The sequence below is a fragment of the Anaerosphaera multitolerans genome, assembly GCF_004006535.1.
Lineage (GTDB): Bacteria > Bacillota > Clostridia > Tissierellales > Peptoniphilaceae > Anaerosphaera > Anaerosphaera multitolerans.
The window spans coordinates 71,959-95,545 of the sequence record NZ_RLIH01000005.1; the positions used below are offsets into that span (position 1 = coordinate 71,959).

Here is a 23,587-nt window from a genome sequence, read left to right on the forward strand (position 1 = left end):
AGATGTATATTACTAAAATATCATATGATAGAAAAGAAAAAGTTTATATTATTAATACTGATGAAGACACTTATTTTCAGCTAATACAAGATACTTTTGTGAAATTTAATTTATATAAAGGTAAAGAAATCAACAAAACAGATATTATAGAGATGTTGGAAACAAATGAACAATATTTTGCAATTAATCTAGCTTTAAAGTATATTAGAAATCGTAAAACGGAAAAAGAAGTCTTTAACTACCTTAAAAGTAAAGAAATCAAAGAAAATATAATAAACTACTCCATTAATTATTTAAAAAGTTTTAATTTAATAGATGATGTTCAGTACGCTTCTGACTTCTGCAATGATAAGATTAAAATTAATAAGTACGGTCAAGAAAAAATTAAAAATTTATTGTTATTAAAGGGAATAGATTTAGAAATAATAGAAGATTGCCTCTGTGAAATATCAGATAATATAATTTATGACAACTTGATAAAAGCCTGTCAAAAAAAAATGGATTCATTAGGAAATGATGAGAAGTCCTATGAAAAATTAGTTAGACATTTAATATCCAAAGGATATAATTATGATCAAATAAAAAAAGCAATAAAGGAATGTACTGTAAATTGAAATACTTTGTATATATTGTCCAATGTTCCGATGGAACTCTCTACACCGGATATACTAATAATTTAGAAAAGAGAATACAAACTCACAACGAAAAAAAAGGAGCTAAGTATACAAAATCCAGGACACCTGTAAAGTTAAAATACTTTGAATCCTTTGAAGATAAATCTAAAGCAATGAAGCGGGAATATGAAATTAAAAAGTTAAAGAGAGAAGAAAAACTTACTTTAATAAAAACAGCATGTGAATAACTATACGTTATCCCATGCTGTTTTTATTCTTTACCACTTTGTATAATTCCGATTATCAATGCAAATAAAAGTGAAATAATACCTGAAGCAGATCCTATTACAAATATGGCCAAGTTGCTTAAATTATCAGGATTAAATAAATCATTGATAACTGTTAAAAAGGAAAACATACCTATACATATCAAGGCCATCCCAGGTAAATATTTAGCAAATTTTAAATTTTTAGCTACAAAGTTAACTATAAAAGTAACTACTAAAGATAAAATTATCACATAAATTGCAATTGTCATATACTGACCATGGCCAGATATTAAATCAAAAATTTTTGACATACAACACCTCAAATATAACACTTAAAATTATTACATTATATTACATTATAAACCTTAAGCGAAGTTTTTTCCACTTATGATAATTTCACAGTATAATCTAATCTTTAATATTATTTAAATAATCGTCAAACTCCTTCTCTGAAATCATATTAGAAACTCTGGTAATTTGTAAAAACACATCTTCTAATATAACGTAAGAAATTTCCTCTGATACTTTTAAAATTTTATAAAGTGATTTTTCATCTCTTAGAATTTCAATTACATATAGATAATCCGTATCTAAGTTTAACTTCTCAGGTTTAATCTCAAAGTTTTCTCTTAGATAATCAACACTTCTAACTCTCTTGGCTTTATAGCTTACATTTTCATAGTATGTTTCTCCAATTATTAGTCCTTTTGGAGCAAATACAACCTCTTCATTTATTAAATCCTTATATTTGAAACTGCTTTCTTTTGAATCATCTTTTAAAATAGATTTTGTAACTAACCATTTACCATCAAGTGGCGTCTTTTTTAATGTTGGAGATTTTACAATATCAACTTCAGAATTTATAAACGAACAGCTTGGAAGAAATAAAAGAATTAAAAAACAAATTAAAAGTAATTTTCTATTCATTTGTATCCTCCTTCTTTTCTACTTCCGGAATAGGTATTGATACCTTTACAGTAGTTCCTATATTCAGTTCGGAAAATATTTCCAGCTTCCCGTTGTGCAATTTGGTGATTTCATCTGCAATGGAGAGCCCCAAACCACTATGACTCTTTGAATGCTTGCCTTTATAAAACTTTTCCTTTACGTGAGCTAATTCCTCTTTGGAAATTCCAACTCCGTTATCCGATATTAACATTACATAATTATTTTCTTCTCTTCTGGCTTGAAACTTTACCCAGCCTTTTTCAGAGGTAAATTTTATGGCATTGTCAATTAAATTTATAAGTAGTTGTCTTATTCTATTTTCATCACCAATTATAAGTACTTTTTCATCTTCAATTTCATTTATAAATTCAACTTTATTGGACTCCACTCTCGGTTTCATTTGTTTTGCAACATCTCTACAAGTATCGGTAATATTAAATGTGTCTTTTTCCAATTGGATTCGACCAGAAATAAATCTAGAGAAGTCTAAAAGCTCCTCTACCATTTTAGACAACCTGTCACTTTCATTTTCTATTATAGTCAATCCATCCTCTAAAAGTTCTCGTTCTTCAGGTTTAGCCCCTTTTAAAACTACGGCCCATCCCTTAATTGAAGTTAAGGGAGTCCTCAATTCATGCGAAATAGAGGAAATGAAATCATTTTTTATTTGATCTCTCTTTAATATCTCCTCAGCCATCATATTTAAAGTTTTAGATAATTGTCCCAATTCATCATTGGTCTTTACACTTGATCTGACTTTATATTGTCCATCAACCATTTTTTCAGCAACTGAAGTTAGCTCCTTAATTGGTTTAACTATGGAGTTGGCAAGTAAGTAACTCATAAACATAGTTATTAAAACTACAACAAGTCCAAACATTCCAGTTGTAATTGAGGACTTTAATATTGCAAAATTAGCCTCCTGCATTGAAGAAATAAGTCTTATGTAGCCTATTATTTCTCCGTCATCATTGGTTAATGCTCCTGCTACTGACATTATAACTTCATTAGTATAATTACTGCTTCCAACGTATATATTGCTTTCTCCTCTTTTAGCACTTTTTATATCCACTGTATCTACCGGACTACTTGGTAGAACTCCAATTGTATCAAAAACCACATAACCTTCTGAATCCAATAATTGTACCTCTGAATTAATATGTGACCACATTAAATTATTATTTTCTTTTATCAGATCTTCAAGATTTTTTTCACTATAAAATTTATTATAATAATCTAAAGAAACTGAAAGCTTACTTTCAAGTTCTGTTTCAACATTTTTATAATAAAAGTCTTTAAAGCCTACAACTAAAAATATCTCAATAGTAAGTACGGCTAAAACAATGATAAGTAAAAAACTTCTAACAAGTCTTTTTCCTATGCTCCTATTCAATCACTACACCTCAATATGCCACCTATATCCAAGCCCCCATACAGTTTCAATAAACCTCGGTCTTGCAGGATTTTCCTCAATTTTTGAACGCAGTCTCCTAATATTTACATCTACAATTTTTGAATCCCCGACAAAATCTTCACCCCATACTAATTTTAAGATTTCATCTCTATTTAAAGCCTTTCCCGGATTTTCCATAAAATTTTTCATTATTTGATATTCAGTAGGAGTAAGTTCCAATTCAATATCATCTTTGTAAAACTTTCTTGCATAGGTATCTAATTTAAAAGGAGGATGAATGATTAATTCCTTCTTTACATTTTCATCAGGTTCAATCCGTCTTTCAAGAGACTTTATTCTCAAAGTTAATTCAGTAGGATTAAAGGGTTTTGATAAATAATCATCTGCCCCACTTTGTAATCCCATTATCTTGTCATAATCCTCTGCTTTTGCAGTCAACATAATAATCCCTAGATTGGGAAACTTTTCCCTTAATATTCTACAAACTTCAAAACCATCAATACCGGGAAGCATTACATCAAGAACTACTATGTCAGGATGCTCAGCATTTGCTATTTCAACTCCTTCCTCTCCTGTAGGAGCTTCATAAACCAAGTATCCTTCTCTCTCTAAATTTATCTTAACAAACTTTCTAATAGCATCTTCATCTTCTACTAAAAGTATTTTTGTGTTCATAATATAACCCCTTTTTTAATTTATATGTTAATTATAATTAACTTTAAATCAAAATACAAATAAAGTATCTTAAAACACTAAAACTATACACAAAATGCGTATAGTCTTAGTACTTTATTATACTTGTTTATTTACTTAAATAATTTGGAGATTCTCTTGTAATAGTTATATTGTGAGGATGATTTTCCTGTAGTGTAGCCGGAGTAATTTTCATATACTTAGTATTAACTTGCAACTCTTCAATAGTATGTGCACCTGCATAACCCATACCCGAACGTAAACCGCCCATAAGTTGATACACTACATCTCCTACTCTTCCTTTAAAAGGTACTCTTCCCTCTACGCCTTCCGGAACATATTTTTTAGTTTCAGTTTGAAAATATCTGTCACTTGAACCTGAATTCATAGCACCTAATGAACCCATTCCTCTATAGGATTTATATCTTCTACCTTCAACATATATATCTTCACCAGGGGATTCATCAGTTCCCGCGAAAAGTGAGCCAATCATTATAACATCTGCTCCGGCAGCAATTGCCTTAGTAATGTCACCGGAATATTTAATTCCACCGTCTGCTATTATAGGAACTCCTAATTCTTCAGCTGCTCTACGTGCTTCTAGTACAGCTGTTATTTGCGGTACTCCTATACCTGTAACTACTCTTGTAGTACAAATAGAACCAGGTCCTATACCTACCTTTACCGCATCTGCTCCCGCCTTTATCAAATCATAAGTTCCTTCATAAGTTGCAACATTTCCGGCTATTAATTCTATATCAGGAAATTTACTTTTAAGTTCTTTTATTGTCATTAAAACAGATTCTGACTGACCATGTGCAGTATCTATAACCAACACATCAACTTTAGACTTTATTAAAGCTTCAACTCTTTCCATTATGTCACTTGTAACTCCAATAGCAGCTCCAGCAAGAAGTCTTCCGCTATTATCTCTAGCTGAGTTTGGGTATTGAACTTGTTTCTCTATATCTTTAATAGTTATTAAGCCCTTTAGCTTATAATCTTCATCTACTAAGGGCAGTTTTTCAATTTTATACTTTCTTAAAACTTCCAAAGCCTCATCAAGGCTAATACCTTCATGCCCTGTAATTATATTTTCGCTGGTCATAACCTCTTCAATTTTTCTTGCTAAATTAACTTCAAATCTAATATCCCTATTTGTGATTATTCCTTCTAAAACACCATTTCCATCAATAATCGGCACGCCGCTTATCTTATATTTTGCCATCAATTCACTGGCATCTCCTATTGTATGATCCTTAGAAAGATAAAATGGATCAGTAATTACTCCATGTTCCGCTCTTTTTACTTTATCCACTTCTTGAGCTTGTCTTTCAATAGACATGTTTTTGTGTATTATTCCTATTCCGCCTTCTCTGGCCATGGCAATTGCCATACCGGACTCTGTAACAGTGTCCATTCCCGCACTCATTAAAGGTATGTTCAAAGTGATGTTATTAGTTAATTTAGTCTTTAAAACTGTTTTATTTGGTAATACATCTGATTTGCCCGGTAAAATTAAAATATCATCAAATGTTAACCCTTCTCCAACATATTGCAAAATATCTCCTCCTAAATATTCTTATTTAATCTATTATAGAACCAACAATATTATTTATCAAATACTTATTTCAAAACAATCTCTTTTTAACAACATTTACTTTTACCATCTCAGGATCAATTTTTATAACTTTGAATTTTTCAGGTAAGTTTACATTGACTTTCAACTGTTGTTCTCCCGCTTTTAAATTTGCAAAGTCCAAACTGGCTGTTACATCTTCAACATTTACAATTTCTTCTGAAATCGGATCCTTGGGAACAATAGTTATATTAATCTCTTCAACCCTATCCAATCCTTGAACATCTAACTTATCATCTAAATTTAAAATTTTTATATTATCTGAATTGATTTTTATATTTTGTTCATTTAATATTATTTGAGTGCCGCTGGCAACAAATTTAATATCACTATCAACTAAGGAAACTCCATTTGGCAAATCTATATCAATAGGTATCTGTCCACTCATTAATTCATCTACTGTTACAGGAACTGTAGTTATTTCATCTATTTTATTTATAACTGCAGTATTACCCTTAATTGACACATAATCAGGAAACACAGAGAATTCTCTACTGTCTACTCCCTCAGGTATTTCGCCAATTACATTTAACTTAACCGGCACAACTTCAGTTTTTAAAATAGGTATTTCAAAATCTACATTCTCAGGTTCAATAGTTATATTTTCTACTATATTTTCTTCCTTATCGTAAGCCACGATTGGAATAGACATTACAGAGCTTTCCTTTTTATTTGAAACATCTGCAATTGCAACTATACTATCTATTGAATCCACATAGGTCTTAGCTCCTGAAACAGTAACATATTCATTTTGCTTTATATTACCCAAAACATAATTATTTGACGGTTTACCTTTTATTTTCAAATCAACCTGCAATTCTTTAGATACATTTTCATCAACTTTAAGAGAAATATATTCCGGATTTTTTAAATCTATAAATACATTAGTTGAATCAACTTGAACTTTTATGGGAGCTTTTTGTTCTCCAATTGGAAGATCTGCTAAATCTACACTGGCTCTTACATTTTCTCTCTTTAAATTAGATATATTAGAGTGTTTTCCTCTTATAGTTACATCAACAGTCGGATTTTCAGATGATATTAAAGATAAATTTCTATCTTTTAAATTTGATAGGTTCTCAAATTTTATATCAATATCTTTATAAACTACAGTCCTCTCAATATCATCTGCTCCTCTGACATAGGACCAAAGTAAAATAGCAAATACTATTGAAATAAGTTTAAGCATCGTGTCTCTGCTATTTTTCACCTTTATTTTTTTCATTAAAAATCCCCCACTTGCTCAAAAAAGATTCCGTATGATCTATTACAGGTTTGTAAATATCATTTAATATACTTTCCAAAGTTGGAATATCTAAATATCTTGAAATAGATCCCTTTTCAGCTATGGAAATAGATCCTGTTTCCTCCGAAACCATTATACTTAAACTATCGGACCTTTCCGTTATACCTATTCCGGCTCTATGTCTAGTGCCTAACTCCTTCGATAAAAACTCACTATCAGAAAGAGGTAAAAAACAAGCAGCTGCAAGAATTCTATCGCCATCAATTATAACTGCTCCATCATGTAGAGGAGTATTGGGTATGAAAATATTAATTAACAAACCGCTTGATACTATTCCATCTATCTTAGTGCCCGTCTCCACAATCTCATTTAGTCCGGTCTGTCTTTCTATTACAATTAAAGCTCCGATTTTCTGTCTGGATAATGAAGCTACGGCCTCAGTAATTTCTTTTACAATAGTTGGAGTATCCGATTTATTTAAATTGGACCTAATGGTACTGGTCCTTCCCAAAAACTCCAAACCTCTTCGAAGCTCTGGTTGAAAAACAACCAAGACAGCAACTATTCCCCATGTCATCAGTTTATTTAACAACCAATTTAATGTGTAAAGTTTAAACCATTCACTTACCTTTGTAAAAATTAAAATAACCAAGATACCCTTTGCCAGCTGTTCTGCTCTGGTCCCCTTTAATAAAGTAAGAGCACTATAAGTAATAATAGCAATAATAGCTATATCTACAATATCTCTAAGTCCTATAAAATTATAAATATCTTGTATAATGCTCATATCTTTCTCCTTGAAATTAATACTATTGCTAAAATCAACCCAAGAGTTATTACAATATCTCCTAAACTTATTACTTTTGGAAATATGTAGGGAGGTTTTAAGGGAAGTATATCAGATAAAAAATAGGCCTTTGGCTCCATAAATATTCCATGACTTAAACTTCTTCCACTACTAATTATATCTATTAATCTAAAATTTCCAACTTCTGCTAATGCTTTAGCTGATACTGGCATTTTACCATTTAAAATAATGGGAATTAAATTTAAAAACAACCCTGCTGCAATGGTAACTATGCCTAAATTTTTATAATTAAACAAAAGTCCTGCAATTATAAACAGTAAAGAAAATATATGAAAAAATACATAATAATCTATAGCTATTTTAGTTAAATAACCTAAATCTATACTTGTAAATAAGTAGAGAAATAAACTTATAAAAACTCCTAATATTAAAAGCTTAATACCCTTTAATTTAAAGTCCAGTATATTCTCATATTTCCCACCCAGTATTTTACTTAGTATCAGTCCTATTATAATTGCTTCAATAATCACTCTATCACCTAAAGATATAATATCATATTTATATACTATTAAAAATTATTACTCAACAAGTAATAAAAAACCGCTTAAATTTTAAGCGGTAAATTATTATTCCTCAATGTTTATATTGAATAAGTCCCCTATAGTAGTATTAAATTCTTCTTTCGTATCTTCTACTTTGTCCTCTTTAATTTCCTCTACTTTTTCAACTTCAGCAGCTACTTCTTTTTGCTCTTCTTCAACTGCTGCTTCCTTAGGTTCTTCTATAAGAGCCTTTATTGAAAGAGAAACTTTTTTATTTTCTTCATCAATATCTGTAACTTTTACTGTGATTTCATCACCAATACTTAACTTGTCTGAAGGTTTTTCAACATGTTCTTTTGCAATTTGAGAAACGTGTAATAGACCATCCACTCCAGACTCCAATCTTACAAAGGCTCCAAAATCTAAAAGGTTAACTACTTTACCTTCAACTGAATCTCCAACTTTTACTGTACTTATAAATACATCCCAAGGTTTTTCAGTGGTTTGCTTTAAACCTAAGGCAATTCTATTTTTTTCTTCATCTACAGCTAAAACTTGAACCTTTACAGTTTGTCCTGAAGCAACTACATCGGAAGGGTGTTTAACTCTGTTCCATGAAAGTTCTGAAATATGAATTAAACCATCTACTCCGCCTAAGTCTACAAAGGCTCCAAAATTAGTAAGTCTTTGAACTATACCCTCAACTATATCACCTTCAGAAATTGATTCATAAACAGCTTTTTTCTTTAATTCAAGCTCTTCAGCTTCAACAGTTTTTCTTGAAAGCACAATTTTTCTCTTACTTTTATCAAAATCTATAATATCACATAATAATTCTTGACCAACATATTTGGATAAATCACTTTGGAATCTAATAGAAACATGAGATGCCGGAATAAAGGCATTTAAACCATTTAAATCAGCTGTTAAGCCACCCTTAACAACAGATTTCACTTTTACAGTTACTCTTTCTTTATTGTTGAACTTTTCTTCAATTTCATCCCATACTTTTATATTTTCCACTCTTCTATGAGAAAGAACAACGTTGCCATCTCCATCGTCCATCTTCATGATAAAAACTTGGATTTTATCTCCTGGTTTAAATAAATCTGATGGATTAACGTCAGGATTATTTGTTAACTCTTCTTTTGAAATAATTCCATCAGCTCTATAGCCAATGTTCACCATTACTTCATTTTCATTTACAAATAATACTTCTCCCTCAACTACTTCTCCTCTTCTAACTCTCTTAAAAGAGCTTTCAATAGCTTCCATCATCTCATTATTACCAAAATTTTCCATACTACTAACAGCCTCCTTGATTACTGAATCCGGCGTAGAAGCACCGGCAGTAATACCTATTTTATTAAATTTTTTTAAAATATTATAATCAAAGTCCTTAATTGACTCTATTAAATATACATTTTTACAGTTTAATTTTGAAACTTCAAAAAGTTTTTTTGTATTGGAGCTTTTCTTACCTCCTAGGACAATCATAACATCTACTTCTTTTGAAAGTTCCAAGGCACTGTTTTGCCTATTTTTAGTTGCACTACAAATAGTATTATAAACTAAAACTTCATCTTTTGAAATATCTTTTATAAGATTTATTAGTTTTTTAAAATTTTCTTCATTATTTGTAGTTTGTGAAACGACGATAAGTTTTCCCTCTGGTAAGTTTTCCAGATCTTTTGCATCTTCAACGATTAATGCACTGTCGTTACAATAAGAATTTATACCTATGACTTCAGGATGATCTTTATTACCTATAATAATAACATTATAACCCTTTTTATAGTTTTCTGCTACAATATCATATATAATTGATACTTTTTTACAAACACAATCAATTATTTCATTATTATTTTCTTTTATTTTATCTCTTATGCTTTTGTGAACTCCATGAGATCTGATAATAACCTTAGAATCTTTAATTCCTTCAATGGATTCGACTACCTTAACCCCTTTTGATTTTAATTCATTAACTACAAAATCATTATGGACTAAGTCTCCGAGACAACAAACGCCATAACCTGCATTTTCATTAGCAAGTTTAACTGCTCTTTTAACTCCTCCACAAAATCCGGCATTTTTAGCTAGTACAACTTTAATTTTTTTCAACTCCTGAATAAATAGACTTTAAAATATCTACTGCAATTTTTTCATACTGCTCCGGTGTTTGCTTGGGAAATTCTCTAATATCTATGGGTTCCTTTATAAGTAATTTCATTTTTTTAAAAGGAAAGTAATTTCCTTGAATATAAACCGGAACTATTAAAGCGGAACCTCTATGTGCTATTACAGCAGCTCCCGCCTTAGCATTTGAATAATTTACTTCCTTAACCCTGGTACCTTCCATAAAAATACCTATCGCTTTATTTTCTTTGAGCAGACGCATAGATGTTTTAATAGCTTTAATATCTACTGCATCTCTATCAACAGCAAAGGCACCAAGTGCGGATATTAAATTTCCAAGTAATGGAACTTCCCACAATTCTTTTTTTGCCATCCAATGAATTTGAAATTTAATAAGCGCTGAAACAAAAATAGGATCCCAATTACTTTTATGGTTAGGACATATAACTAAGGGAACTCCCATAGGTATTTTCTCATAGTCAACTATTTCAAATCTGTATAATATTTTAAAAATGATAAATCCTATAGTTCTGATAAATTTATATAACACTAATTTCCCCTTATTACCTTTAACATAAAATTTAAATTATCTTCTAAATTCATATTGCTATTGTCTAGAAATATGGCATCATCAGCTTTTATTAAAGGCGAATTTTCTCTATTTTCGTCATTATAATCCCTTTTAGCTATCTCTTCTTTTATGGATTTTAAATCTGTATCTATTCCATTATCTAAAAGTTGTTTATATCTTCTTTTAGCTCTTGCTTCAATTGAAGCGGTTAAGAAAAATTTATAGTCGGCATCTTTTAATACCACTGTACCTATATCTCTTCCTTCCATTACTACAGATTTCCTCAAAGCAATATTTCTTTGAATATCCACTAATTTTTTTCTTACTATGTCTATTTTTGATATATCTGAGGCTAGTTTTGAAATTTCCTCAGTTCTAATTAAATCTGAAACATCTTCATTATCTAAATAAATTTTCCCATTTATAAAATCAATAGTTGTATCACTAAGCATACTTCTAATTTCATTATAAGTTCTTTTATTTAAATTAATACTCTTTAAGGCTATAGCTCTATACATAGCACCTGTATCAATGTATTCAATATTTAATTCTTCTGCGAGAAGTTTTGCAAGTGTGCTTTTACCGCTTCCAGCAGGTCCATCTATTGCTATAGATAACATTATTCCTCCAAAAAAAATCACTGAACCCAGTGATCTTAAAACTTAATCTATATAGTAAAATTCCACCTAAGAAACACTCCCTATAATAGAATTATTATAACTTATTAACGTCTAAATAACAAGAATAATTCCAAGCTGTTCCTAATTAAACGCTGTTTCCGGCTAAATATCCTGTAGAATTGGCTATTTGAATATTAAAGCCTCCCGTCAAAGCATCAACGTCTAAAACCTCGCCGCAGAAATACAAATTCGGTACTTTTTTAGACTCTAAAGTAGAAGGATTTAATTCCCTTATTGATATTCCCCCGCTAGTTACAATAGCCGCATTGATATTTAGTAACCCCTTAAAAGTTAATGGCATATTTTTTATTGAATTTACCAATCTGTGTCTTTCTTCTTTTGTTATTTCATTTACAAATTTATTACTCTTAACTTTAGAAATATCTAATATTATGGGAATAAATTTTTTAGGCAACAAATCTATCAAAGAATTTTTTATTTCCTTATTAATATTTTTTTCGAAATCTCTTAATAACCTATTCTCTAATTTTTCAAAATTCAAAGCAGGCTTTAAATCCAAAAAAAGCTTAAAATCCTCTAGTCTATTAATATAACTTGATGTTCTAAGAACTATAGGTCCTGTAATTCCAAAGTGAGCAAACAGCAAATCTCCAAACTCTTCATGTAGAATTTTTTTATTTCTCACAGTCTTTAAAGTGACATTTTTTAAAGTAATTCCCTGTAATTCCTCTAAAAAATCATCTTTAAGCTCAATTGGTACTAATCCCGGATACAAGTCTTCCACCTTTAATCCTAAATCTCTAGCAAACTTATATCCATCTCCTGTTGAACCTGTAGCAGCATAAGATATGCCACCAGTTGCAATAATTACAGCGTCAAAATTTTTTCTAGTATTATTATAATCTAAAATAAAACCGATTTTACTATTCAATATGGAATCGACTTTTGTATTTAACTTTATTTCTACATCTACATCCTTAAGCATTTTTTCGTATGTTTTTATAACGTCTGAGGACTTATCACTGTTGGGAAAGACTCTATTTCCTCTTTCAATTTTATATTTTAGCCCGTATTTTTCAAAAAGTTCTAGCGTATCATAATTTGACATTGAATATAAAGCAGAATATAAAAACTTCCCATTTCTTACAATTTCATCAAAATATTCCGATATATCTCTATAATTAGTAAGGTTACATCTTCCCTTTCCGGTTATAAACAATTTTTTTCCTAACTTTTCATTTTTTTCAAATAAGGTTACGTCATTATTCTTAGCAGCACAATAGGCTGCCATCATTCCAGAAGGTCCTCCTCCTATAACAGCTACTTTTTTCATCTATCTTCTCCCAATTAAATATACTATTGGCGGATTATTTTTTTGATTAAAAAATTCTCTCTTCTCCACTAAAAATAATTTCTGATTTAGATTTTTTAAATATTCCTCTACTCCATTTCTTTCTTCAAGAGAATTTTCATGTCCTAAATAGGAAACTATTATTAAAACTCCGCTTTTAGATAGAAGATTAAGAGATTTCTCTATTGCCTTCACAGTACTTTCTCTCAGTGTTGTTATTTTTTTATCAGATTTAGGCAAGTAACCCAAATTAAATATTATAAGTTCCAGTTGTGAAGTTATATCTTCTTCAAGTTCACTGTGACATTTATTAAATAATTTAAAATTGTCATAACCATTGTCCAACAAGAGTTTTTTAGTATCTCGAATTGCCTCTTCTTGTATGTCATATCCATATAGAGTACCCTTTTCCCCTAACTTTGATATGATTTTTAAACTATCATGACCTCTCCCGACAGTGGCATCTAAACAACACTTATTTTTTAAATCCATATTTTCTATTACTTCATCTACAATTTCTCTATAATTAAATTTAACTATTCTCATTTTTATTTTAATTTTTTTAAATACTTAACTTCTTCCTCATTTAAATACCTATAATTCCCTACTTCCAAGTCGCCAAGTTCCAAATCTCCAATAGAAATTCGCTTTAGTTTTTTCACCGGATGATTTATTTTTTCAAACATCAACTTCACTTGGTGGTTCTTACCTTCATGGATTACAACTTCAATTATACTATCTTTTTCAAAAGCTTTAAGAATTTTAACTTTAGCCGGTGCATACTTTTCTCTTCCAACCATAACACCTTTTCTCAAAATATTAAGCTCATTTTTATTAGGTCTGCCTTCCACCGTTGCAATATACTTTTTCTCAATTATATTTTTAGGATGAGTTAATTTATTTGTAACTTCCCCATCATCTGTTAGTAAAATTAAACCTGTAGTATCAATATCCAATCTTCCTACTGGATATAATCTACTGTCATTTTCCACTAAATCTATAACTGTTCTCCTACCCTTTTCATCACTTGCAGTTGAAACCACACCTAAAGGTTTATTAAGTAGGATATAAGTATGTTTTTTAATAATTTTTAATCTTTTACCGTCAAGATAAACTCTATCTTTTTCAGGGTCTACAATATAGCCCAGTTCTTTAACTATTTCATCATTTACTTTAACTCTGCCCTCTAAAATATACTCTTCTGACTTTCTCCTAGAAGCAGCACCGCTGTGAGCCATGTATTTTTGTAATCTCATTATTCCTCCAAAAAACTCATTTTTATTTGACTTTCGTCTTCTATTGAAGGCAAATCATCTAGTGACCTTAGACCAAATTTTTTTAAAAACTCTTCAGTAGTCTCATAGATGTTTGGCTTCCCAATTCTATCAAGTTGGCCTGTAACTTCTATAAGCCCAAAATCAACTAGGGATTTAATACTTGAATCACACTTTACTCCTCTAATTTCTTCCACTTCTATCTTAGTTACAGGTTGTTTATAAGCTATAATTGAAAGGGTCTCAAGTGAAGCATTTGAAAGATTTTTTTTGTTTTTAGTACTGACAAACTCACTTATAAAATCATAGTTTTCAGGCTTTGTACTAAGTTGAAAACTATCATTTATTTGAGAAAGTCTAAGTCCTCTACTTTCATTTTCACAATCATTTTGCAAATCAAGTAATAAATCTCTCGTTTTTTGTGGAGATAATTTTAGAACCTTAGCTAAGTCCAATACTTCTACAGGTTCAGCCCACGCAAATAAAATACCTTCAATTATTGATTTAAGCTTTTCATCCTTCAACTGATTCTCTCCTTAACACTTCTATATCATCAAAATAATCTGTTTGTCTAACTATTATTTCTCCCACCCTTACAAGTTCTAAAATAGCTAAAAAATATGATATGATTTCATCTACAAAAGCATAATCTCCAATTAAATCTGAAAATAAAAATTTCCTATCTCTTTGAAGTTTTTTTACAATTATTTCATTGGCTTTTTCTAAAGGAAAATCATCACTATAAATTTCAGAAACCTGAACTTTTCTGCTACTTCTCTCTATAATTTTTTTCATAGTTTTAAATAAACTATCTACATTACAGTTTTTAAGAAAATCCAATTCATCTATTGTCGAGAAATCATCTTGAAGCTTATAGAAGGCCTTTAACTCATAAATTTCAGACTCCCTAAGTTTTTCGGAAACTTCCTTATATCTCTCATACTCTAAAATCTTCTGAACCAATTCAAATCTTGGGTCTTCCTCTTCATCCTCATCTTCTTCGATTTTTACTTTTGGCAATAACATTTTTGATTTAATTTCCAATAGCGTACTTGCCATAACAATAAAGTCGCTTGTTAAGTCCATATTAATTTTATTAGCATCGGAAATATACTCTAAAAATTGACTTGTAATGAGGTGAATTGGAATATCGTAAATATCAACTTCATTCTTTTTAATTAAATCTATTAAAAGATCCATAGGACCTTCATAGATTTTTAAATTAACCTTATATTCCATATAATTTAAATCCTAAAGAAACTATAAGCTCTATAATTTTAAATATAATAGGCGCTATAACTCTATTTACAACTCCAGAAAATAAAAGTATTATTAAAACAAAATAAAAATATTTTTCATATTTATAAAAATAAAATTCTAATTTTTCAGGCAATAAACTTGCCACTACCTTAGAACCATCTAAAGGAGGTAGTGGAACTAAATTAAACACTCCAAGCATTACATTATACCACAATATTTCACTAAACAAAGGAGTTATAGCCCAATTGTTCATATATGAAAATATAAAAGCTATCCCAAAAATTAAGGCCATTAAAAAATTCGCACAAACTCCCGCTATTGATACAAGTATTGTAGATGCTTTTCTATTTCCTTTAAATTTATAAGGATTTATAGGTACTGCCTTTGCCCATCCAATCTTTAAAACTACCATTGAAAGAAGACCTACTGGGTCTAAATGGTTTAACGGATTTAAAGATAATCTTCCTTCAGATTTTGCGGTATCATCACCCAATAGGTAAGCTGCATAACCGTGAGCTACTTCATGAGGAATAATAGCCACTAAAAGTGAAATAATCCTATAAATTAAACTTGTTAAATTCATATTAACCTCATTCTATTTCTTTTATAATAAGTTTATAAGGGTCCTTGTTTTTTTCTCCGATTTCAAAAGATTTTAAAACATCATTTGAAATTTCATTGATTATATTCTCTTTCTCAGTATATATAGTCGCCAATAAATCTCCTGATTTTACATATTCATCTATTTTTTTATTTAACAATATCCCGGCACCTAAATCTATTTGAGATTCTTTAGTTTCTCTTCCCGCTCCCAAATTTTTAGAAGCTTCTCCTATTTCCAAGGCATTAATAGATTTTATGTACCCATCTTTATTAGCAAATATATCTTTTTTAATCTTAGATATTTTAAATTTACTGGTATCTTCAATATAAGTTACGTCTCCACCTTGAGCTATTACTAATTCCTTGAATTTCTCCAAAGCAGCTCCATTTTTCAAATTTTCTTCCACTAATTTACGAGCATCAATCTCCCTTGTGACCTTTCCCGCTAAAAGTAAAAGTTTTGAACTGATACTTAGACATAATTCTGTTAAATCCTTTGGACCTTTACCAGATAAAGTATTTACAGCTTCAATCACTTCAAGTGAATTTCCAACAGCATAACCTAAAGGTTCATTCATATTTGTAATAACTGCCATTGTGTTTCTATTAAATTTCTTACCTAAACTCACCATCATATTTGAAAGTTTTTCAGCATCTTCAACAGTTTTCATAAAAGCTCCTGAGCCTACTTTTACGTCTAAAATTAATGCATCAGCGCCTACGGCAATTTTTTTACTTAGTATTGAGCTTGAAATTAAACTTAGATTATCTACTGTAGCAGTGGCATCTCTTAAAGCATATAGTTTTTTATCTGCAGGAGTAACTTCTCCAGTTTGACCACAGATTGAGATTTTTATTTTATTAGTGTTTTCAATAAATTCTTCTATTGAAAGTTCTACATTAAAACCTTTAATTGATTCCAGTTTATCTAAAGTACCACCAGTATGACCTAAGCCCCTACCGCTCATTTTAGCAAAGGGTACACCGCAACTGGCAACTAATGGACCTACCACTAATGTCGTAGTATCACCAACACCTCCTGTAGAGTGTTTGTCTACTTTAATTCCATTAATTTTACTTAAATCAATTACATCTCCGGAATTAATCATGGCTTCAGTTAAATAATAGGTTTCTTCTAAACTTAATCCGTTGAAGTAAATAGCCATTAACAATGCTGAAACTTGATAATCTTTAATTTCATCCTTTGTATAACCATTGACAAAATAATAAATCTCTTCTTTTGTCAACGGAATATCCAATTTCTTTTTTTCAATTATTTCATACATATTCATAGAGCACCTACTACGCCTAAATCGCCTTAATTATTTCAGAAATAAATTCTGTAAATACATTCTTAATTCTACTAGACACTTCAATAACCTCTTCATGATTAAGAGGTTGATCTAAAATTCCCGCAGCCATATTAGTTAAACAGGATATCCCCAAAACTTCAAGTCCTCTATGTCTTGCTATTATAACTTCCGGAACTGTACTCATTCCCACAGCATCGGCGCCTAGAATTTCAGCCATTTTTATTTCTGCAGGAGTTTCATAACAAGGTCCTGTAAACCACATATATACACCTTCTTTTACATCTAAATCAATGGATTTTGCTATCTCCTTAGCTGTATTTCTTAATTTTTCAGAATAGGTGTATGTCATATCTAAAAATCTAGGTCCTTTATCATCTTCATTTTTCCCAATTAAAGGATTTACTCCAGTAAAGTTTATATGATCCTTTATTAGCATAATATCTCCAGGTTTAAAGGACTTATTCACTGCGCCACAGGCATTAGTTACAATTAAATTTTTAATACCAAATTCACATAAAACTTTTGTCGGATAAACTACTTTTTCTATACCTAATCCTTCATAATAGTGAATTCTTCCCTTCATTGCAACTATTTTTTTACCCGATAATTCACCAAAAATCAATTCTCCACTGTGCCCTGCTACAGTTGCAGTAGGAAATCCCGGTATTTCTTCGTAAGAAATTGTAAGTTTATTCTCTAGTGTGTCGACAAAATCCCCCAGTCCGGAACCTAAAATAATTCCTATTTCAGGTTTAAATTTTGCTTTTTCTTTTATATATTCTACTGAGTTTTTCAAATTCATTTTTTTCTCCTAATTTCATTATAAGTCAGTATTGCAGAAATGGTTTTACCATCTACTATTTCGCCTAATTCAATCATTTTTAACACTTTATCAAAGGGTACTATTTCACAATCAATAAATTCATCTTCATCTAAATCTTTTTCACTTTTCTCCAGCCCTCTAGCTAAAAATACATAAATTTTTTCCGTACAAAATCCAGGCGATGGATAAAATTCTATTATATACTCAATATCTTTTGCAATAAATCCTGTTTCTTCTCTTAATTCTCGAACTGCACATTCTTTTGGACTTTCGTTTTTTTCTAAAATTCCTGCAGGGATTTCATATAATATTTTATCAACTGCTTTTCTATATTGTTTTATTAAAATCACATCATCATTTTCCATTAAAGCAACTATAGCCGAAGCTGGATCATGTTCTACTATTTCTCTTTTAGAATACATTCTATCAGGCAACTCAACAGTTTCAACTTTAAGAGACACTATCCTGCCCTCATATATTTTTTCTGACTTCATTGTTCTCTCTGTTTTTTCCATTTTATTCTCCTTATACACTACTGCTCCAACATCTCCTCAGCCACTTTCATTGCAGTTTCAGTAATATCTGCTCCGCCTATTAGTCTAGCAAGTTCAAGTATTCTATCTTCTTTATTTAACTTTACAATATTAGAAGTAGTAGTATTTTCCTTTTCTTCTTTTTTTATTAAAAAATGGGCATTGCCTAAGGATACAATTTGAGGTAAATGTGATATTGCAATAATTTGAATTTCTTTTGAAAGTTTCTTTATTTTTGCACCTACAATTTGTGCCGTTTCTCCGCTTATTCCAGTATCTATTTCATCAAATATTAAAGTTTCTATATTGTCTTTTTGAGCAATTATACTTTTAAATCCCAACATTATTCTACTCATTTCCCCTCCTGATGCAGTCTTGGAGAAACTTTTGTAGTCCTCTCCTACATTAGTGGAAATCATAAATTCAATATTGTCAAAACCATCCTTTGAAATTTCTTTTTCAGTAAAATCAATTCTAAATTTAGCATTTTTAATATTTAATTCTCGTAATTCTTTTTCTATGTTATCTTCTAAAAACAACGCTGCTTCTTTACGATTTTTTGATATTATTTTTGCCATTTCAAGAGATTGTAGTTTTAATTTATCTATTTTTTCTTTTTCCTGAGCAATTTTTATTTCAAAATGTTCTAGAAAATCCACTCTTTTTGAAATTTCATCTAAATAATTGTAAACATCCTCAATATTGTTTCCATACTTCTTTTTAATATCATTAATAGTGTTAAGTCTATCTTCTAAATAACGTAAATTTTCTTCACTATAATCAACATTATTTAAATAAGATTCAAAAAAATGTATTGAATCTTTAATTCTATACCTAATGTCCTCCAATTCATCTACTAACTCTTTCAGCTTTTCATCATATTTTAAGATATTAATTGAATTGTTAACTATTTTGTCCAATAAATCTTCAATATTTACATTATTGTAGTCACTTTTTAAAATCTCAATATTTTCCTTTATTAAATTAGAAATTTGAGAAATGTTACTTATTTTATCATATTCTCTTTCTATTTTTTTATCTTCTTCTTCAATTAAATTAGCATCTTCTATTTCCTTAATTTGAAATTTTAATAAGTCTAATTCTCTATCTTTGTTTATTTCAGAATTTAAATTTTCGTCATATTCTCTTTCCAAAATAGATATTTCTTCAATAAGCCTACTTAAGTCATTTAACATTTTTTTATGTGCATCATCGCAGAAAAAATCTATTAACTTTTTTTGATTCTGAGTGTTCATCAATGAAATATTTTCATTTTGTGCAAATATATCAATTAGTTTGGAGGTGATTTTAGAAAGCATTCTACTAGTAACTGTGTAACCGTTAACTTTAGTAATACTCGGCCTATTGAGTTTTATCTCTTTAGAAATTACTATTATTTCAGACCTTTCCATATTGTTACGTTCCAAAATATCGCTTACAATATTGTGTTCATCTGAAAAAACAGCTTCAATAAAGGCATAATCCCTACCTGTTCTAATTGTATCCTTGCTTGCTCTTTGACCTAAAACTATTGAAAGTGCATCTATAATAATGGATTTCCCTGAACCGGTTTCTCCCGTTATAACATTAAGGCCATTTTCAAATTCAATTCTTAAATCTTCAATTATCGCAAAGTTTTTTATATTTAATTCAAGTAACATAGTCCACCTATTTATCTACAGATTCTTCAATTACACTATCTATATTAACTTCCACATTACTTAAGTTTGATTTTTCAAGGAGAATTAAAAATTCCTTATTTCCAGTCATTCCTGTAATTGGTGAAATCGTTAAACCCAAAACTCTCAATTCCAACTTTTTGGAAAGTAAAAGTATTTTTTCTATAACTTCCCTATGAACTGACTTATCTCTCACAATTCCCTTTTTCCCAACTTTTTCTCTTCCTGCCTCAAATTGAGGTTTAATTAGAGCTACTATTTTTCCGCCCTTTTTTAATAGTTCCGCCGCTTTTGGAATCACTAGTTCCAAAGAAATAAAACTAACATCTATTGATATAAAATCTATTAAATCAGATATTCTTGAAGTATCAAAAGTTCTAATATTGGTTTTTTCCATTGAAACTACTCTTTCATCAATTCTAAGACTGTAGTCTAATTGGTTATAACCAACATCAATTGCATATACCTTTTTAGCTCCGTTCATAAGCATGCATTGTGTAAAACCTCCGGTTGAAGCTCCAATATCTACACATATGGCGTCTTTTAAATCAATTTCGTATAATTCTATTGCTTTTTCAAGTTTATATCCGCCTCTGCTCACATACTTTAACGAATTGCTTTTTATAGTAATATCCTCTTCAACATCAATTAGCTGTCCGGGTTTTTCAACTCTTTGGGTTCCTATAAAAACTTCTCCGCTCATAATTAATCTTTTAGCTTTTTCTCTAGAATTTGCAAGTTCTTTATTAACTAATAATACATCTGCTCGCTCCTTAGCCATTTTAAATTCCTCTATTCATTAAAAAATCAGAGAATATTTTCAATTCCTCAGCATCATGTTCCAAGGATTCTAGCTCATTATTAGCTCTTTCAGTTAATTGTTGTATTTTTTCTAATATTTCTTCTTTAGATGAAAATTGAAGTATAGTATTCTTTTCTTTCTCTTTATCAATTTCACTGTCTAAAATATCATCTTTCATTTGATAGGCAATTCCAATACAATTTGAAAATTCTTCTAAAGTTGCTATTTCCTCTTCAGTGGCACCGGCAATTATAGCTCCGCTTACTACAGACGCTCTAATTAGAGCTGCAGTTTTTAATTTATACATACTTTCGCAAATATCGTAATTCATTTCATCATTATACTCTACATCTATAACTTGACCGCCAATCATATCGTGAACTCCTGATGCAGTAAAAATATACTTCATTGCTTTAATCGCTCTTTTAATTTTTTCCAAATCTTCATAAGAGTCCATCTCTTTTGCCAATACTTCCGCAGCCATATTAAGTAAACCATCTCCTGCTAAAATAGCTATTGCTTCAGAATATACTTTATGATTTGTAGGTTTTCCTCTTCTAAAATCATCATCATCCATAGCCGGTAAATCATCATGAATTAAAGAATAGGTATGGATTAATTCAATTGCTACAGCAAAAGGTAAAACTTCCTCATATTCATCAGAGTTTTTTATTGTCTTATATGCCAAAATTGATAAAATCGGTCTTATTCTCTTTCCACCAGAAAATAAAGAATAGGTCATAGATTCATATACTTTCTTTTGATATTCATCTACAGCTGTAAAGTTCTTATAAATATAATTGTCTATTGATTCAATTAAATCACTATAATAACTCATAATATTATCCATGTAAGTCACCATTATCAAAATCTTCTTCTACGATGCCATTTTCTTTTTCCATTAAGATTTTAACCTTTCCTTCATATTCATTTAAAATTTTATTACAATATTTGTATAGTTCCAATCCCTTTTCATACTTTTCAATTGCCGACTCTAATGATATATCATCAGATTCCAAATCCTTAACTATATCTTCCAATTCAGCATACGTACTTTCATAACTTCTACTCAAGTTCATCACTCCTTAAGGAAATATTTTCAACTCTTGCCCTTGCTTTTCCATCTATAAAATAAATATCAATTATTTCATCAACATCTATATCTCTAGCACTTTTTAAAATGCCACCATCAATATTTTTTAAATAAACTCCACTTTTAATACTTGTTACTAACTTTGTTTTTTCTTCAATAAGATTATACTTTTTCCGCTTAAGTATATTTAAAATTAAAAAATCTAAATCACTTTTTTGTTTATCTAATTTCTCCATGGAATTCTTAATTATTTTTTCCAACTTAATATTATCTAATATCCTTTTGGAGTTTTCCAATTTTAATTTTAAAACATTCAAATTTTGTTTAGGAGAGTTTAAAATCAATTTTTCCCGCAGCGCACTTAATTTTAATTTTCCCATCTCCACATTCCTAAAAACATTTTTATTTATAGTCTCATAATTTTTCTTTAACGTCAGCTTTTCAGTTTCAATTTTATAATCTAATTTTCTATACATTCTATTTAAGAGAAGTTCTAATGAATTGTTTAAGTCCTCTTTACTCATTGATACCAGCTCCGCTGCTGCAGAAGGTGTGGGCGCTCTTAAATCACTGACAAAATCAGTTATTACATAATCCACCTCATGGCCTACTGCTGATATTACAGGTATCTTCATATTATATATTCTTCTTGCTAGTTCTTCATTGTTAAAAGAGAATAGCTCTTCCAAACTTCCTCCGCCTCTACCTATTATTATAACATCAACAGGGTTTTCATCAAAATAATTTAAAGCTTTTATCAATTGAGCTACTGCTAAATCTCCTTGAACATTAGCTGGATATAAAATAATATCTACAGTATTATTCCTTCTTGTCAGTACATTTATTATATCTCTAATAGCTGCTCCTGTAGGAGACGTTATAACACCTACCCTTCTTGGAAAATAGGGGATCTTTTTTTTATCTTCTTCATTAAATAAACCCTCATTAAATAGTTTATCTTTAAGCTTTAAATACTCCTCATATAAATTTCCAATACCGTTTAAGTTAATAGTTTTGGCATATAGATTTAAAGCACCTTCTCTTTCATAAACAGATACAGATCCTTTTACTATAACACTATCACCATCTTTAGGTGAGTATTCTAAGTTCATCCTATCATTGGAATACATAACAGAATTAATTTTTGCATATTCATCTTTTAGGGTAAAATAAATATTACCATTGGAATGTAGTGTAAAGTTAGATATCTCGCCCTCAACTTCTATATCTGACAAAATATAATCCATTGCTATATATTTTTTAATATATTTATTTAATTCCTTTACTTTTATTGCGCTCATAATTCCTCACAAACAAGAACCGAGAGCAGGATTA

General features: G+C 29.9%; 27 protein-coding genes. 2 read left to right on the forward strand and 25 right to left on the reverse strand.

Annotated elements, in window-relative coordinates:
• Positions 1-2: 2 nt before the first annotated feature.
• Complete coding sequence (locus EF514_RS04895) at positions 3-614, forward strand: RecX family transcriptional regulator (RefSeq protein WP_127724314.1); 612 nt, start codon at positions 3-5, stop codon at positions 612-614.
• The gene (locus EF514_RS04900; RefSeq protein ID WP_240649006.1) at positions 611-862 is read left to right on the forward strand and encodes a GIY-YIG nuclease family protein; all 252 of its coding nucleotides are present in this window, start codon (positions 611-613) and stop codon (positions 860-862) included. The genes EF514_RS04895 and EF514_RS04900 overlap by 4 nt, the downstream gene beginning before the upstream one ends.
• 23 nt (positions 863-885) lie before the next feature.
• Here the strand turns inward: EF514_RS04900 and EF514_RS04905 are convergent, their stop codons facing one another.
• The 25 genes from EF514_RS04905 to xseA form a co-directional block, all read right to left on the reverse strand.
• Positions 886-1,194, reverse strand: coding sequence for a cytochrome C biosynthesis protein (locus EF514_RS04905; RefSeq protein ID WP_127724316.1), 309 nt, complete (start codon positions 1,192-1,194; stop codon positions 886-888).
• 97 nt (positions 1,195-1,291) lie between these two features.
• A complete protein-coding gene (locus EF514_RS04910) occupies positions 1,292-1,810 on the reverse strand; it encodes a hypothetical protein (RefSeq protein ID WP_127724317.1) in 519 nt (172 codons plus the stop codon).
• Positions 1,803-3,224 (reverse strand): sensor histidine kinase, encoded by a 1,422-nt coding sequence (locus EF514_RS04915; RefSeq protein WP_127724318.1) that lies wholly within the window; start codon positions 3,222-3,224, stop codon positions 1,803-1,805. The genes EF514_RS04910 and EF514_RS04915 overlap by 8 nt, the downstream gene beginning before the upstream one ends.
• A gap of 3 nt (positions 3,225-3,227) precedes the next feature.
• Positions 3,228-3,920, reverse strand: a complete 693-nt coding sequence (locus EF514_RS04920; RefSeq protein ID WP_127724319.1) for a response regulator transcription factor — start codon at positions 3,918-3,920, stop codon at positions 3,228-3,230.
• A gap of 127 nt (positions 3,921-4,047) precedes the next feature.
• On the reverse strand, positions 4,048-5,499 hold the full coding sequence (guaB, locus tag EF514_RS04925; protein ID WP_127724320.1) for an IMP dehydrogenase: 1,452 nt from the start codon (positions 5,497-5,499) through the stop codon (positions 4,048-4,050).
• A gap of 70 nt (positions 5,500-5,569) precedes the next feature.
• Positions 5,570-6,802: a CdaR family protein gene (locus EF514_RS04930; protein ID WP_127724321.1), complete on the reverse strand. Its 1,233-nt coding sequence runs from the start codon at positions 6,800-6,802 to the stop codon at positions 5,570-5,572.
• Entirely contained in the window at positions 6,777-7,610 is an 834-nt protein-coding gene (gene cdaA, locus EF514_RS04935) for a diadenylate cyclase CdaA (protein ID WP_127724322.1), read from the reverse strand. Before cdaA ends, EF514_RS04930 begins: the two co-directional genes overlap by 26 nt.
• Complete coding sequence (locus tag EF514_RS04940) at positions 7,607-8,161, reverse strand: DUF5317 domain-containing protein (RefSeq protein WP_127724323.1); 555 nt, start codon at positions 8,159-8,161, stop codon at positions 7,607-7,609. The genes cdaA and EF514_RS04940 overlap by 4 nt, the downstream gene beginning before the upstream one ends.
• 96 nt (positions 8,162-8,257) lie before the next feature.
• Positions 8,258-10,285, reverse strand: coding sequence for a bifunctional 4-hydroxy-3-methylbut-2-enyl diphosphate reductase/30S ribosomal protein S1 (locus tag EF514_RS04945; protein WP_127724388.1), 2,028 nt, complete (start codon positions 10,283-10,285; stop codon positions 8,258-8,260).
• Positions 10,281-10,859 carry a lysophospholipid acyltransferase family protein gene (locus EF514_RS04950; protein ID WP_127724324.1) on the reverse strand — a complete coding sequence of 193 codons (579 nt, stop codon included), beginning with the start codon at positions 10,857-10,859 and terminating at the stop codon, positions 10,281-10,283. Before EF514_RS04950 ends, EF514_RS04945 begins: the two co-directional genes overlap by 5 nt.
• A complete protein-coding gene (cmk, locus tag EF514_RS04955) occupies positions 10,859-11,500 on the reverse strand; it encodes a (d)CMP kinase (protein ID WP_127724325.1) in 642 nt (213 codons plus the stop codon). Before cmk ends, EF514_RS04950 begins: the two co-directional genes overlap by 1 nt.
• 145 nt (positions 11,501-11,645) lie before the next feature.
• A complete protein-coding gene (locus tag EF514_RS04960; protein ID WP_127724326.1) occupies positions 11,646-12,854 on the reverse strand; it encodes a BaiN/RdsA family NAD(P)/FAD-dependent oxidoreductase in 1,209 nt (402 codons plus the stop codon).
• The gene (gene mnmM, locus EF514_RS04965; RefSeq protein ID WP_127724327.1) at positions 12,855-13,418 is read right to left on the reverse strand and encodes a tRNA 5-(aminomethyl)-2-thiouridylate-methyltransferase MnmM; all 564 of its coding nucleotides are present in this window, start codon (positions 13,416-13,418) and stop codon (positions 12,855-12,857) included.
• Positions 13,419-13,420: 2 nt separating this feature from the next.
• Positions 13,421-14,128: a pseudouridine synthase gene (locus EF514_RS04970; RefSeq protein WP_127724328.1), complete on the reverse strand. Its 708-nt coding sequence runs from the start codon at positions 14,126-14,128 to the stop codon at positions 13,421-13,423.
• Positions 14,128-14,670 carry an SMC-Scp complex subunit ScpB gene (scpB, locus tag EF514_RS04975; RefSeq protein WP_127724329.1) on the reverse strand — a complete coding sequence of 181 codons (543 nt, stop codon included), beginning with the start codon at positions 14,668-14,670 and terminating at the stop codon, positions 14,128-14,130. Before scpB ends, EF514_RS04970 begins: the two co-directional genes overlap by 1 nt.
• Positions 14,660-15,385 (reverse strand): segregation and condensation protein A, encoded by a 726-nt coding sequence (locus tag EF514_RS04980; protein ID WP_127724330.1) that lies wholly within the window; start codon positions 15,383-15,385, stop codon positions 14,660-14,662. Before EF514_RS04980 ends, scpB begins: the two co-directional genes overlap by 11 nt.
• The gene (locus EF514_RS04985) at positions 15,375-15,989 is read right to left on the reverse strand and encodes a site-2 protease family protein (RefSeq protein ID WP_127724331.1); all 615 of its coding nucleotides are present in this window, start codon (positions 15,987-15,989) and stop codon (positions 15,375-15,377) included. Before EF514_RS04985 ends, EF514_RS04980 begins: the two co-directional genes overlap by 11 nt.
• Positions 15,990-15,996: 7 nt before the next feature.
• Positions 15,997-17,301, reverse strand: a complete 1,305-nt coding sequence (locus tag EF514_RS04990; RefSeq protein WP_127724332.1) for a pyrimidine-nucleoside phosphorylase — start codon at positions 17,299-17,301, stop codon at positions 15,997-15,999.
• Between the two features lie 16 nt (positions 17,302-17,317).
• Positions 17,318-18,124, reverse strand: a complete 807-nt coding sequence (locus EF514_RS04995) for a purine-nucleoside phosphorylase (protein WP_127724333.1) — start codon at positions 18,122-18,124, stop codon at positions 17,318-17,320.
• Positions 18,121-18,660, reverse strand: coding sequence for an NUDIX hydrolase (locus tag EF514_RS05000; protein ID WP_127724334.1), 540 nt, complete (start codon positions 18,658-18,660; stop codon positions 18,121-18,123). The genes EF514_RS04995 and EF514_RS05000 overlap by 4 nt, the downstream gene beginning before the upstream one ends.
• A gap of 17 nt (positions 18,661-18,677) precedes the next feature.
• Positions 18,678-20,339: a DNA repair protein RecN gene (gene recN / locus EF514_RS05005; RefSeq protein WP_127724335.1), complete on the reverse strand. Its 1,662-nt coding sequence runs from the start codon at positions 20,337-20,339 to the stop codon at positions 18,678-18,680.
• Between the two features lie 7 nt (positions 20,340-20,346).
• Positions 20,347-21,138: a TlyA family RNA methyltransferase gene (locus tag EF514_RS05010; protein ID WP_127724336.1), complete on the reverse strand. Its 792-nt coding sequence runs from the start codon at positions 21,136-21,138 to the stop codon at positions 20,347-20,349.
• A gap of 1 nt (position 21,139) precedes the next feature.
• Positions 21,140-22,009, reverse strand: a complete 870-nt coding sequence (locus EF514_RS05015; RefSeq protein WP_240649007.1) for a polyprenyl synthetase family protein — start codon at positions 22,007-22,009, stop codon at positions 21,140-21,142.
• On the reverse strand, positions 22,002-22,232 hold the full coding sequence (gene xseB / locus EF514_RS05020; RefSeq protein WP_127724337.1) for an exodeoxyribonuclease VII small subunit: 231 nt from the start codon (positions 22,230-22,232) through the stop codon (positions 22,002-22,004). The genes EF514_RS05015 and xseB overlap by 8 nt, the downstream gene beginning before the upstream one ends.
• On the reverse strand, positions 22,225-23,553 hold the full coding sequence (gene xseA / locus EF514_RS05025) for an exodeoxyribonuclease VII large subunit (RefSeq protein WP_127724338.1): 1,329 nt from the start codon (positions 23,551-23,553) through the stop codon (positions 22,225-22,227). The genes xseB and xseA overlap by 8 nt, the downstream gene beginning before the upstream one ends.
• Between the last annotated feature and the right edge of the window lie 34 nt (positions 23,554-23,587).